Genomic DNA, 12,450 nt, shown 5'->3' on the forward strand with positions numbered 1-12,450 from the left:
GAAGGCACTTCGTTCAAATATTATTTTATTTTTTTAACTATAATCTTTTAGGCAAGGCAAGCCAATCCTTTTTAAATAGTACATAATGGTTTTCTAGAAAGGTTTTATCGTATTTAGGGAATAAGCACTCCACTTGTTTCTCCAATTTAAATCCTATTTGCTCCATAGATCTGCATGAATTGATATTATTATCCCATGCCTGTGCATGAACCTCATCTACGTCTAAAGTTAAAAATATGTAATTATATATTAAGTTTCTCGCTTCTCGATTGACCCCTGTACGCCAATACTTACGCGCAATCCGCTGAGCTTCCGAAGTTACAATTAACTTTTTATTTTCATTCATTATTGGCATAGAAATCCAATAGGTCCCTATCATTTCCTTTGATTGTTTCATTATAATTGACCAAGCCATAATATCCTTCAAATCTTTATAAGTGTGTAACAGCTCTTTAACCTCATTACTATCTTTCGGGATTGTATTCCCTGTCCAATGATGCATATCAGGATCCTTCATTACCTCATACCACTCGGTGTAATCTTTTTCGGGTTCTACAGAACGTAAATATACTATGTCTCCTTCTAAAATTGGTATCTTCATATACCTTATCTCCTTTACTATTCACAAAAAGAAAGGCCTGAACGTTGTTTCGTTCAGACCTTTCTCTCTTAATCTTCCATCGTTGATAAGTCACCTGTTGGTAAGTTTAACTCCCACGCTTTTAATACGCGGCGCATAATTTTACCACTTCTCGTTTTCGGTAATTTATCTCTAAATTCAATTTGTCTTGGCGCTGCATGAGCTGCTAGGCCTTTCTTTACAAATTGACGAATTTCTTCTTTTAATTCTTCTGATGCTTCATACCCCGCACGAAGCGCGATAAATGCTTTAATAATTTCGCCGCGCACCGGATCAGGAATACCAATTACACCAGCTTCTGCAACAGCAGCATGCTCGATTAATTTGCTTTCTACTTCAAATGGTCCAACGCGCTCACCTGACGTCATAATTACATCGTCAATACGTCCTTGGAACCAGAAGTATCCATCCTCGTCCATGTAGGCAGAGTCACCTGATACGTACCAATCACCCGGCATAAAATAAGACTCATATTTTTGCTGGTTATTCCAAATTCCACGCATCATAGCTGGCCAACCTTTGCCAATTGCTAAGTTACCCATTGTGTATGGAGGCACTTCATTTCCTTCATTATCAACAATTGCTGCTTTCACACCTGGAATTGGTTTACCCATTGAACCTGGACGGATTTCCATACAAGGGTAGTTACAAATAACTTGTCCACCTGTTTCTGTCATCCACCACGTATCATGAATACGAAGTCCAAATGCGTTCATACCCCAGCGAATTACTTCTGGATTTAACGGTTCACCAACGCTTAACACGTGGCGCACTTGTGATAAATCATATTTTTTAATTGCATCTTGTCCAGCACCCATTAACATACGGAAAGCTGTTGGTGCGCTATACCAAACTGTTACACCGTAATCTTGCAGTGCTTCATACCAAGCTTCTGGACTAAATCGTCCGCCTAAAATAACATTTGATGCTCCGACTAACCACGGCGCGAAAATACCGTAAGCTGTTCCAGTTACCCAGCCTGGGTCAGCTGTACACCAATATACATCGTCTTCTTTTAAATCTAATACCCATTTCGCCGTTTGATAGTGCTGTACCATTGCATTTTGCGCATGTAGTACACCTTTTGGTTTACCAGTAGAACCAGACGTGTAATGAAGGATTAAACCGTCTTCACGACCTAACCATTCGATATGTAATTCTTTTGAAGCTTGTTCAAATAAAGGATTAAACGCTACCGTTTTACCGCCTTCTTCTACATTATCTCCAACAAGGAAGACTGTTTTTAAAGCTGGTAAATCATTTAATGGTACGCGCTCTAACAATTCAGGCGTTGTAATTAACACCTTTGCTTCGCTATCTTCTAAACGATCGCGAACTGCGCCTTCCATAAACGCTTCAAATAACGGACCAACAATTGCCCCTAATTTCACTGCACCAAGAAGTGCGAAATATAACTCTGGGGAACGCGGCATAAAAATAAAAACGCGATCGCCTTTTTCTACATCGCCATAATTTTTCAGGACGTTTCCTGCTTTATTAGAAAAATCCTTCATTTCCTTAAATGTATATTTCTCTTTTCGCGATCCATCTTGATAATAAAGGGCTACTTTATTCTTTCGATCGGATTTCGCATGCTTATCAATTGCCTCATACGCCATATTTACTCGGCCTGTCTCATTCCAAGTAAAGTTTTTATTAACCTCTTCCCAGTTAAAATTCGCGTATGCCTCATCATAATTCGGCAAATTATTTTCTCCTTTAATGACAGGAAGCGTTTCTACTTTCATACTTTACATCCCCCTCCTATGTATTCTATTATCTATTATAAAGACATTATTTAAAATTTTCAGTATATTTGTTGATTTTTAGACAAATTTTTAATGACAAAATTCGATTCACATCGCATATATTATAAAGTACGATATGAATAGATTCACAAACCCTCAAGGTGGTGAGCAATACATTGATTCATAAAAAAATATACAATGCTAGAAACTTAAAAACAGCGAAAGGCACTTTAATTATTGAAGGTCCTGTCTCTACACATAACTTAGAAATGTATGAATTCCATCCAGATTTAGTTGCGTTTCGTCCTGCCGAGCAGCAGTATAAAGCAATTGTCGAAATTTCTAAATTACCTGAAGCCCGTCTCATTATTGCTAGACATGACCAAACGATTGTTGGATATGTTACATACTTGTATCCTGATCCACTCGAACGATGGTCAGAAGGAAAAATTGAAAACTTAATTGAACTCGGGGCGATTGAAGTAGTCCCAGCCTTCCGCGGTTGTTCTGTCGGAAAGAACTTATTAGAGGTTTCAATGATGGACGATTATATGGAAGATTACATTATATTGACGACTGAATATTATTGGCACTGGGATTTAAAACAAACAGGCTTAAATGTTTGGGAATATCGAAAAGTAATGGAAAAGATGATGAATGCGGGCGGGTTACAATGGATGGCTACAGATGATCCTGAAATTTGCTCGCATCCCGCTAACTGTTTAATGGTCCGCATCGGCAAACGCGTTGATACGGATTCTATTCAAGCATTTGATCGTCTACGTTTTCACAATCGTTTTATGTACTAAATAAAGGGGGCAACTGGAATGATTGTAGAAGAAATTATGAATCAAGATGTGGTGACACTACGCCCAAACGATACAATCGAAACAGCAATCCGAACGATACGTACGAAAGGCATTCGGCACATTCCAATTGTCGATCAAAATAATCATGTCGTAGGCATTATTTCTGATCGGGATGTAAGAGATGCAAGTCCATCAATTCTTGATGAACAAGTTCCACTCGCTATGCTGAAACAACCGCTCGACCTTATTATGAAACAACCTGTTATGACTTGCCATCCTCTCGATTTCGTTGAGGAAATCGCTACCTTATTTTTTGAAAATAAAATAGGGTGCCTTCCTGTAACAAAGGCTGGAAAGTTAGTTGGAATCATTTCTGAATCCACTGTACTGCACACGCTAGTGAAATTAACTGGAGCACATCAACCAAGTTCACAAATTGAAATTCAAGTAAAAAATGAACCTGGTATTCTCGGTAAAGTCGTTGCTATTTTTAGTGATTTACAAATAAATATCGTGAGCGTTCTCGTCTACCCAGCAAAAGATGAGAATGATAAAGTACTCGTTTTCCGCATTCAAACGATGAATCCTCTAAAGGTGATTGATGCACTTGAAGCGGAAGGCTACCGCGTATTATGGCCAAACATCATGGGGATGCAAGCATGAGTAGCGCGTTTATTTATTCGGATGACTTTCGGGGCTATTCGTTTAGCCCTGATCATCCTTTTAACCAACTGCGCGTCACACTCACGTATGATTTATTACAAAAGAGTGGCTTCATCTCCTCTTCCCAAGTCATCCCGCCACGGATGGCTACAGATGAAGAGATCGCCTACGTTCATACTGAGGAATACATAAATGCGGTAAAACGTGCTGGAGAAGGTAAGTTAGAAAAATCGATTGCGATGACATATGGACTCGGAACAGAAGATACACCGATGTTTCCAAATATGCACGAAGCTAGCGCATTACTCGTTGGTGGTACGTTAACAGCTGTTGACGCTGTTCTTTCCGGAAAAGTAAAGCACGCGCTTAATTTAGGTGGCGGCTTACATCACGGTTTCCGCGGCAAGGCATCTGGCTTTTGTATTTATAACGATAGTTCCATCGCAATGAAATATATACAGAAAAAATACGGTTTACGTGTTTTATATATTGATACTGATGCTCATCACGGTGATGGGGTACAATGGTCTTTTTACGACGATCCTAACGTATGCACCATCTCATTACATGAAACTGGGCGTTATTTATTCCCTGGAACTGGCGCTGTAAATGAGCGCGGACAAGGTAATGGCTATAGTTATTCTTTTAACGTTCCACTCGATGCTTTTACAGAAGACGAATCGTTTTTAGATTCCTATCGAACTGTCGTAAAAGAAGTTGCCGCATACTTTAAACCGGATATTATTTTAACGCAAAACGGCGCTGACGCACATTATTACGACCCACTTACACACCTTTGCGCAACGATGAATATTTACCGTGAAATACCGAAGCTCGCTCGCGAAATCGCTAATGAATATTGCGACGGTCGCTGGATCGCTGTTGGCGGTGGTGGCTATGACCACTGGCGCGTCGTTCCAAGAGCTTGGGCACTCATTTGGCTCGAAATGAACAATATCCAAAACATCTCAGGTTATCTCCCTCCAGAATGGATTGACGCTTGGAAAGGACAAGCAGAAACAGAACTTCCCCTCACATGGGAAGACCCAGACAACATGTATAAACCTATCCCCCGTAAACCAGAAATTGAAGAAAAGAATGCATTAACTGTAGCGAAATCCCTTGAAATTATTCGGAATAATATGACAAAATCTTTGTATTAAATGAAAAGGAGGCTCGTTTTTAAATGGCCTCCTTTTATTTATTGTCTGTTTCTGTCGGTGAATCGATATATTTTGATAATCGCTGATATATTTTTATTTAGTAACAGTTTGACCCAATTTTTATGTGGAAAGGTCGTGAAATTATGTGGACACAACAAATAATCAACACGAAACGTGGCACATTTGAACTTTTTACAAAGGGAAATGGCGAACCGCTTTGTATTACACATCACTATTCACAATTTAATGAAACTGGTGATTACTTTGCGGATGTTTTCACTTCTACGCATCGTGTATTCCTCATTAATTTACGAGACGCTGGTAACTCGGTAAAAGCCAATTCAGAAAAAGAATTAAGTATGATTGAAGCCATTCACGACTTAGAAGCGATACGAGAATCTTTACAACTTCCAATATGGCATTTCGCCGGTCATTCAACTGGCGGTATGCTTGGGGTTTTATATGCAATTACCTATCCAAATTCCTTACAATCATTAGTCGTAGCCGGCGCTGCAGTAAGTAACTATACGGAAACACCATTTTGTATTTATCATCCGGAACATCCACAGTTTCATTATATGCAACAGCTCATCGAAAACTTAAAAAGCCCTCATCTTACAAGTGAAGAACGGATAGAACTATCTACTAAGAGAACAAAATTATCATTGTATAAACCAGAAAACTACAACTCTTATTTTGATAAGCCAATCAAAAAAATAATGTCTGCTAGCCGAATGAACGCTTTTTCTCACGAATATCCAGCATTTAATTTACGAGAACATTTACCTTCTATGAAAACAAAGACACTTATTATATGCGGAAGACACGATGTGCAGTGCCCGATTCAGTATTCTATCGATATGCATGAGGGCATACGTAATTCTATTTTTGTGACATTTGAAGAGAGTAATCATTATCCTTTTTTAGAAGAAGCTGCTCAGTTTACTTCTACTACTCAAACATTTTATAAATCATTACGCCAGTACCGTTATTATTAAGGAAAGCTCACAGCCTCTATGAGACTATGAGCTTTTTTCAAAAGAAATATTTCAACTAGTAACAATTAAAAGAAGAACACACAAAACCACTAAACCTAAATCAATATATACTGCCTTTTTATCTCCTTCTTTTAAACTTATCATAAAACTAGAAATTATTTTAATTCCAAAAAAGACCATCATAAATAACCAACCGAAATGATCATTCGTAGAATCTTCATCATAAAACATTTGTATTGCACCAATAATCAATAAGATAAGTACGATATTAGTTCCAATCTTTAAAGCCTTGTTTGATTTATTATCTTTTAATATATCCCCCAACATATAGCACGCCCCTCATGCTCTCCTCTGTTTTGTTTCTCTTTACATTTTAACATAAATTACCTATTACTTCCTTTTCATTCGAATAACATACAAAAAACCTGCCAATTACTCGGCAGGTACATTACACGTTAAAACGATAACCAGCTCCCCACACAGTTTCAATATATTGCGGGTGAGCTGGATCTCTTTCAATTTTTTCACGTAGCTTTCTAATATGAACGACAACAGTTGCTAAATCACCAGCGGAATCTAATCCCCAAATGCGCTCAAATAACTGTTCTTTATTTAATACTTGATTTGGGTTTGTGACAAAGAATGTTAATAAATCAAATTCCTTCGTTGTAAATGCAATTTCTTCATTGTTTATAAAAACTTTCCTCGCCCGTTGATCAATAGAGATTCCGTGAATATATAACGTATCGCGTTGCTTACTTACATTCCCTGATAATCTTTCATAACGCGAAATATGTGCTTTTACTCTTGCTACTAGCTCACTCGGGCTAAACGGCTTCGTTATATAATCATCCGCTCCTAATCCGAGTCCGCGAATTTTATCTATATCTTCTTTTTTTGCTGAAACAAGTAAAATCGGAATATCTTTTGTAGCTCGAATTTGCTTACAAATTTCAAATCCATTCATTTTCGGAAGCATAATATCTAAAATAATTAAATCGTAGTCTTCTTGCAGAGCCATTTGTAAACCTATCTCTCCAGAGTGTTCTACATCAACTTGAAAATCATTAATTTCTAAATAATCTCGCTGTAATTCTGCAATACTTACTTCATCTTCTATTAATAAAATTCTTTTCAAATTACTCACCACATTTCTCTACTTTTTCCAATGAGAAGAAAATGCTTGTGCCTTTCCAAAGCTCGCTTTCCGCCCAAATATTCCCGCCATGTTCTTCAATAATTTGCTTCGCTATCGCTAAACCAAGTCCGCTTCCACCTGTACTCGAATTTCGCGATTGCTCTGCACGATAAAAACGTTCAAAAATATAAGGAAGTGTATCAGATTCGATACCTGATCCGTTGTCCATTACTTTCACAATTACTTTATTGTTATCAATCGATACTGCTACAGTAATTTTCTTTTCTTCTTTATCCATGTATTTCACACTATTATGAATTAAATTTGATATCACTCTATTTATCTTTTCGCAATCAGCCGTTACATATAGTGGTGATGCATGTAATTGTAAGTTAACTTCTATACCTTCTTTACTTAAATCCATCTGCATCTCTTCTATTAATTCTTGCATAAACATATTTAATTCAACCGTTTCAAACTGAAATGGAACTCGATTCAAATCAAGCTTCGAAAATAAAAATAGTTCGTCAATAAGTGTATCCATATGTCTTGCTTTCGTATGGATAGTCGTTAAGTACTTATCCATTTTTTCTGGTGTATTTGCTACCCCGTCTTTTATGCCTTCTACATATCCAATAATAGATGTAATCGGTGTTTTTAAATCATGAGAGATGTTTGAAATGAGCTCTTTTCGATTTTCTTCATACTGCGTTTGCATCTCTATCGAATCTTTTAATTTCTTCCTCATTTCCTCAAACCCTTGATTCAATTGCCCTATTTCATCGTGCGATGTAACTGGTATTTGAAAATCTAAATTTCCTTCTTTAATTTTCTCAGTCGCATCTTTCAATACAAAGATTGGTTTTATTACACTTCTTGAAACGAGATAACTTAATAACCCAATAAGTAAAATAGCTAATAATAAAAGCGATACGAATAAGATTGGAAATAATTTTTGTGTAAGGTCTACAAATGAACTTTGCTTTTTTAGTACAAATATACTCCCTTCTTCTTTCTCTGCAAAATAAAAATCAAATTTTACATATCGATAAAATGTATCACCTAGTTCCGTTGTACCACGACTATTAATATTTGCTGCTTCAAATTTCGGAAGGGCTTCTGTTAAAGTCGAACTTTCAAAACCCTTTGTAGCATAAGAAATGTTTTCTCCCTTTCTTACAATTATTTTCACGCCTTCTTTTTCAATTGATGAAACGAACGATTCATCTAATAATTGAGATTGATGTTGCTTTGCCGCTAATTTTAATTCAAGATAGGCATTCTCTTCTTCTGGTGTAAGCGGCTTTTGAATGTAAGAACTTTTATAGAAATTTTTCACTGCTTCCAAGTCTCCTGTTATCGAAAAAACAATTAAAAATCCCGCGACTAATATGAGCGTAATAGAAACGAGAATGACAGCAATATAAGAAAATAAAAACCTTGTTTTAATAGACATCATTTACATCCTCACTTTACCCATCCTTCATATTCATAAGCATAAAAATATATGTTCAAATACTCAAGCGATTTTATAGTAATTTTAGCGTCAGTTTATAAAAATTTAATGTTCCTATTTTACAGTTGAAATGAGGAGGTTGAAATTCCATGTTCAAAAAAACATTCAGTATGATATGTTGCGTAATTTTTTTACAAGGATGCTCGCAAGAACAAGAAGTAAAAAAGGAGATGACAAACATGGAGACTGCACTACTAGCAGCTACTGAAAAAAATGAAACGAATACTGTTATATCTTTACTAAAACAAGGCGCAAATATAAATGCGACGGATAATCAAGGACGTACCCCTCTTATGATTGCTACATACAAAAATGATGTAAAAACCGCAAAGGCACTTATCGAAGCTGGTGCTAACGTAAATATCCAAGATGATATAAAAAACAATCCTTTTCTGTACGCCGGTGCTGAAGGTTACTTAGACATTTTAAAACTAACGATTGATGCTGGTGCAGATCCAACGCTTACGAATCGATACGGCGGTACAGCTCTTATTCCAGCCTCAGAACATGGCTATATTGATGTTATAAAAGAACTCCTCACGCGAACAAATATCGATGTAAACCATGTAAATAACCTCGGATGGACAGCTTTAATGGAAGCCATCGTACTAAGTAACGGAAATGAAACACAACAACAAGTCATTCGCCTTCTTATTGAACACGGTGCAGATGTAAATATTCCAGACAACGATGGGGTTACCCCGCTAGAGCATGCTCGCGCTCATAACTTTAAAGAGATAGAGAAAATTTTGTTAGAAGGACATAAGTAACAAGCTAATTTTTGCCTTCCTCCCCCGCCCTATGCTACATTTAAGCCGTTATATCAATATGAATAGGGTGGGAATAAGCATGAACAAACCTAAAATTGGGATGATTGGACTTGGAAGTATTGCACAAAAAGCCTATCTTCCAACACTTACAAAAGAAACCGATTGGAATTTTGTAGGGGCGTTTACACCTAACGCTGAGAAAAGGAAACAAGTTTGCCAGCAATACCGGATTCAAGACTTTCATTCTATTGAAACGTTAGCTTCGGAATGTGATGCAATCTTCGTTCATAGTTCAACTGCATCGCATTATGAAATCGTTTCTGAACTTCTGAAAAAAGGAATCGACGTTTATGTTGATAAGCCGCTAGCTGCTACAGTGGAACAAGCTGAGAAGCTAGTCGAGTTGAGCGAAAAGTATAACCGAAAGTTAATGGTCGGATTTAATCGCCGCTTCGTTCCTATGTATGTTGCGGCAAAAGAGCAAGCTCATAATATTTCATGGATTCGAATTGAAAAACACCGTTCAAATAAAGTCGGGCCATATACGTACGACTTTACGATGTTAGATGATTACTTACATATTGTAGATACTGCTCGCTGGTTAGCTAATGATGAGCTTAACGTCGTTCACAATATGATGCAAATCAATGAAAAGAATGAACTTCTTTACGGACATCATACATATACAACTCCAAGTGGACTGTTACTTTCTACAGCGATGCACCGCCATGCCGGTACAAATTTAGAACAAATTGAACTTGTAACGACAGGGAAAATCATTCGTGTAAAAAATATGAATACATTTGAAGCTGAAGAGGAAAACTCTGTTTCACAAAGCGGTTCACCATCATGGGATACGACGTTAAAACAGCGCGGTTTTGAAGATGCTGTTCATCACTTTATTGACTGTGTACACGGAGATACAAAGCCTGTTGTAGATGGATTAGAAGGATTAAAAACGCAGCAATTGCTCCAATCTCTATTACAATCTGTAAACAAAAAGTAAAACGGATACATTTTTCAGAATTTACTTTCATTCCCATTTCCCCTTTATTTCTCTCACAAATTTCTATAGAATATGTTGATAGGAATTATAAATTTCATAATGAATCGTGGAAAGGGTGGGATTAACACATGTGGAACGAGTTTAAAAAATTCGCATTCAAGGGGAATGTAATCGATTTAGCTGTCGGGGTTGTAATCGGTGCTGCATTCGGTAAAATCGTTAGTTCTTTAGTAAAAGATATCATTACACCATTACTTGGTATGGTATTAGGTGGCGTTGACTTTACAGATTTAAAAATTACATTCGGTAAATCATCTATTATGTATGGTAACTTTATCCAAACTATTTTTGATTTCTTAATTATTGCAGCGGCTATCTTTATGTTTGTTAAAGTATTCAACAAACTAACATCTAAAAGAGAAGAAGAAAAAGAAGAAGAACTTCCAGAACCAACAAAAGAAGAAGAACTTCTTGGCGAAATTCGCGACTTATTAAAACAACAAAACTCTTCTAAAGATAGAGCATAATTGAACGGATAAAAAGGCATGTCCCGAGGGGGCATGCCTTTTCTATATGCTATAACGTTTCCGAATTCATATGAATAAATAAAATAATACCTGCAACCATAAGTACCATAATACTACCTGCAAATAGTGTAATACCCATAAACATTAAACTTGTGCTCATGTCCACTGATACACTTTCAATAAAAATAGAAATTACATACGTGATAAGGGCAATTCCTGCAAGAATACTTCCTGGAACAAATCGCTTTAAGCCATTTTGTTTTAACGTCATATATGCAAAAATAGCAGTCATACAAAGCGTAATTATCCAAAGAACGATCATCTTTTCTCCCCCCTCACAAACCTTTTCTTTCTATTATACATGACATTGCCCTATAATAGTTGAATTTGCACTTATGTGACATATAACAAGGAATCATACAATCTATAGAGAAGTCTTCCAGATAAGCTATATACTAGGGAGGATTTCAATTGGAAGATGATATTGTAGGATACTTTAAACAAGTAGAGCGATATGATTATATTACAATTGACTTAGACAAAAAGTTTTTTTACATGGAAGTTGTACAACTAGAAACAAATATAACTTTGCTAAAAATATCACTTAACTTAGAAAAAGATGAAACGATTGTAGACGGAAAAGCAAAGCACTATGATTCTTCTAGGTTAGAGCATTTCATACAAAGTTTTAAACACACTGCACAAACATGCCTTGAACATAATTTACGAAGTCCTGAAGAACTTTTTGCATTTTGGAAAGAGAATTAACCCCCTTGGAAAATGGTTATTTTTTCTATTAATTGATATAATTATCATATACAAATATTCTTTATAAGGGAGTGTTCATAATGATTTGGATTTCACTAATCGTATTAGCCTATTTCATCATTCTCGTCCCAATACAGTATAACTATATGAAGATGCTCAAAGAAAAACAGAAGAAAATGAATGTCTCACAAAACGAACTATATGACAACATGTCTTATGAAGAATCCCAAATACACTATCATTATCAAAGTAACATATTCACAATACCTGCTTCGCTTGTCGCAAGTATTATTTATAGAGTGAAACATGCAGCATAATATGTACGCTGTAAAATTATTGTTTGAATCTGTTCATTCTGGTGAGCCTGATCTTACGAAAATTGATGAGCATTATGAAGAAAGTCACGATACACTTTTTGAAGAAAGTATTATTCTTGTTAAGGCAAACAGTATAGAGGAAGCTCACGAATTAGGTGAAAAGATAGCTATACACTCTGAAGAATCGTACGATAATATGTACGGTGAACAAGTAACGTGGACGTTTCGAAAAGTATTGCATGTGTTTGAATTAGACGATACACCATTTGAAACGGGAAAAGAATTGTACGCAAGATTTTTACACGTTAAGAAAAATGAAACGGTAGATACCGTAGTAAAAGCATACTACCTTGAATATGAATAAAAGCTCACAGCAAATGCTGTGAG

At 36.3% G+C, this 12,450-nt stretch carries 16 protein-coding genes; 10 read left to right on the forward strand and 6 right to left on the reverse strand.

Features of this window, described 5'->3' with window-relative positions; genetic code table 11:
• Nucleotides 1-37 precede the first annotated feature (37 nt).
• Complete coding sequence (locus ATN06_RS23750) at nucleotides 38-601, reverse strand: GNAT family N-acetyltransferase (RefSeq protein WP_060632554.1); 564 nt, start codon at nucleotides 599-601, stop codon at nucleotides 38-40.
• Between the two features lie 68 nt (nucleotides 602-669).
• Complete coding sequence (gene acsA, locus ATN06_RS23755) at nucleotides 670-2,388, reverse strand: acetate--CoA ligase (RefSeq protein WP_060632555.1); 1,719 nt, start codon at nucleotides 2,386-2,388, stop codon at nucleotides 670-672.
• 176 nt (nucleotides 2,389-2,564) lie between these two features.
• Between acsA and acuA the strand changes: the two genes are divergently transcribed.
• The 4 genes from acuA (at nucleotide 2,565) to ATN06_RS23775 (ending at nucleotide 6,021) form a co-directional block, all read left to right on the forward strand.
• Nucleotides 2,565-3,197, forward strand: coding sequence for an acetoin utilization protein acetyltransferase AcuA (acuA, locus tag ATN06_RS23760; protein ID WP_060632556.1), 633 nt, complete (start codon nucleotides 2,565-2,567; stop codon nucleotides 3,195-3,197).
• Nucleotides 3,198-3,215: 18 nt separating this feature from the next.
• Nucleotides 3,216-3,860 (forward strand): acetoin utilization AcuB family protein, encoded by a 645-nt coding sequence (locus ATN06_RS23765; protein ID WP_060632557.1) that lies wholly within the window; start codon nucleotides 3,216-3,218, stop codon nucleotides 3,858-3,860.
• Complete coding sequence (gene acuC, locus ATN06_RS23770; protein WP_088116247.1) at nucleotides 3,857-5,023, forward strand: acetoin utilization protein AcuC; 1,167 nt, start codon at nucleotides 3,857-3,859, stop codon at nucleotides 5,021-5,023. The genes ATN06_RS23765 and acuC overlap by 4 nt, the downstream gene beginning before the upstream one ends.
• A gap of 122 nt (nucleotides 5,024-5,145) precedes the next feature.
• Nucleotides 5,146-6,021 (forward strand): alpha/beta fold hydrolase, encoded by an 876-nt coding sequence (locus ATN06_RS23775; protein ID WP_110093261.1) that lies wholly within the window; start codon nucleotides 5,146-5,148, stop codon nucleotides 6,019-6,021.
• 51 nt (nucleotides 6,022-6,072) lie between these two features.
• Here ATN06_RS23775 and ATN06_RS23780 read toward each other — a convergent pair whose 3' ends face one another.
• The 3 genes from ATN06_RS23780 to ATN06_RS23790 all read right to left on the reverse strand — a co-directional run bounded on the left by ATN06_RS23780 (nucleotide 6,073) and on the right by ATN06_RS23790 (nucleotide 8,615).
• Nucleotides 6,073-6,345 (reverse strand): hypothetical protein, encoded by a 273-nt coding sequence (locus ATN06_RS23780; RefSeq protein ID WP_060633191.1) that lies wholly within the window; start codon nucleotides 6,343-6,345, stop codon nucleotides 6,073-6,075.
• A gap of 124 nt (nucleotides 6,346-6,469) precedes the next feature.
• Nucleotides 6,470-7,159 (reverse strand): response regulator transcription factor, encoded by a 690-nt coding sequence (locus tag ATN06_RS23785; RefSeq protein WP_060632560.1) that lies wholly within the window; start codon nucleotides 7,157-7,159, stop codon nucleotides 6,470-6,472.
• Nucleotide 7,160: 1 nt separating this feature from the next.
• A complete protein-coding gene (locus ATN06_RS23790) occupies nucleotides 7,161-8,615 on the reverse strand; it encodes a sensor histidine kinase (protein ID WP_060632561.1) in 1,455 nt (484 codons plus the stop codon).
• A gap of 149 nt (nucleotides 8,616-8,764) precedes the next feature.
• Between ATN06_RS23790 and ATN06_RS23795 the strand changes: the two genes are divergently transcribed.
• The 3 genes from ATN06_RS23795 to mscL all read left to right on the forward strand — a co-directional run bounded on the left by ATN06_RS23795 (nucleotide 8,765) and on the right by mscL (nucleotide 10,978).
• Nucleotides 8,765-9,445: an ankyrin repeat domain-containing protein gene (locus tag ATN06_RS23795; RefSeq protein ID WP_060632562.1), complete on the forward strand. Its 681-nt coding sequence runs from the start codon at nucleotides 8,765-8,767 to the stop codon at nucleotides 9,443-9,445.
• Between the two features lie 79 nt (nucleotides 9,446-9,524).
• Nucleotides 9,525-10,451 (forward strand): Gfo/Idh/MocA family protein, encoded by a 927-nt coding sequence (locus ATN06_RS23800; RefSeq protein ID WP_060632563.1) that lies wholly within the window; start codon nucleotides 9,525-9,527, stop codon nucleotides 10,449-10,451.
• A gap of 128 nt (nucleotides 10,452-10,579) precedes the next feature.
• Entirely contained in the window at nucleotides 10,580-10,978 is a 399-nt protein-coding gene (gene mscL / locus ATN06_RS23805) for a large-conductance mechanosensitive channel protein MscL (protein WP_000267003.1), read from the forward strand.
• Nucleotides 10,979-11,027: 49 nt separating this feature from the next.
• Here mscL and ATN06_RS23810 read toward each other — a convergent pair whose 3' ends face one another.
• Nucleotides 11,028-11,300 carry a DUF3917 domain-containing protein gene (locus ATN06_RS23810; protein WP_000636592.1) on the reverse strand — a complete coding sequence of 91 codons (273 nt, stop codon included), beginning with the start codon at nucleotides 11,298-11,300 and terminating at the stop codon, nucleotides 11,028-11,030.
• A gap of 149 nt (nucleotides 11,301-11,449) precedes the next feature.
• Here ATN06_RS23810 and ATN06_RS23815 point away from each other — a divergent pair, with 149 nt between their 5' ends.
• From ATN06_RS23815 to ATN06_RS23825, 3 genes are all read left to right on the forward strand, one after another.
• Nucleotides 11,450-11,746, forward strand: coding sequence for a protein Dhp61 (locus tag ATN06_RS23815; protein ID WP_060632564.1), 297 nt, complete (start codon nucleotides 11,450-11,452; stop codon nucleotides 11,744-11,746).
• 80 nt (nucleotides 11,747-11,826) lie between these two features.
• Complete coding sequence (locus tag ATN06_RS23820) at nucleotides 11,827-12,063, forward strand: DUF3949 domain-containing protein (protein ID WP_060632565.1); 237 nt, start codon at nucleotides 11,827-11,829, stop codon at nucleotides 12,061-12,063.
• 1 nt (nucleotide 12,064) lies between these two features.
• Entirely contained in the window at nucleotides 12,065-12,427 is a 363-nt protein-coding gene (locus tag ATN06_RS23825; protein ID WP_060633192.1) for a DUF4288 domain-containing protein, read from the forward strand.
• Nucleotides 12,428-12,450: the final 23 nt, after the last annotated feature.

This window comes from Bacillus thuringiensis (genome assembly GCF_001455345.1).
Classification (GTDB): domain Bacteria; phylum Bacillota; class Bacilli; order Bacillales; family Bacillaceae_G; genus Bacillus_A; species Bacillus_A thuringiensis_N.

Coding starts and splice junctions, on each gene's coding strand:
- ATN06_RS23800 (WP_060632563.1), top strand. CDS start 9,525: ATGAACAAACCTAAAATTGGGATGATTGGACTTGGAAGTATTGCACAA.
- acsA (WP_060632555.1), bottom strand. CDS start 2,388: ATGAAAGTAGAAACGCTTCCTGTCATTAAAGGAGAAAATAATTTGCCG.
- ATN06_RS23795 (WP_060632562.1), top strand. CDS start 8,765: ATGTTCAAAAAAACATTCAGTATGATATGTTGCGTAATTTTTTTACAA.
- acuC (WP_088116247.1), top strand. CDS start 3,857: ATGAGTAGCGCGTTTATTTATTCGGATGACTTTCGGGGCTATTCGTTT.
- ATN06_RS23790 (WP_060632561.1), bottom strand. CDS start 8,615: ATGTCTATTAAAACAAGGTTTTTATTTTCTTATATTGCTGTCATTCTC.
- ATN06_RS23825 (WP_060633192.1), top strand. CDS start 12,065: ATGTACGCTGTAAAATTATTGTTTGAATCTGTTCATTCTGGTGAGCCT.
- ATN06_RS23765 (WP_060632557.1), top strand. CDS start 3,216: ATGATTGTAGAAGAAATTATGAATCAAGATGTGGTGACACTACGCCCA.
- ATN06_RS23810 (WP_000636592.1), bottom strand. CDS start 11,300: ATGATCGTTCTTTGGATAATTACGCTTTGTATGACTGCTATTTTTGCA.
- ATN06_RS23775 (WP_110093261.1), top strand. CDS start 5,146: ATGTGGAAAGGTCGTGAAATTATGTGGACACAACAAATAATCAACACG.
- mscL (WP_000267003.1), top strand. CDS start 10,580: ATGTGGAACGAGTTTAAAAAATTCGCATTCAAGGGGAATGTAATCGAT.
- ATN06_RS23820 (WP_060632565.1), top strand. CDS start 11,827: ATGATTTGGATTTCACTAATCGTATTAGCCTATTTCATCATTCTCGTC.
- ATN06_RS23750 (WP_060632554.1), bottom strand. CDS start 601: ATGAAGATACCAATTTTAGAAGGAGACATAGTATATTTACGTTCTGTA.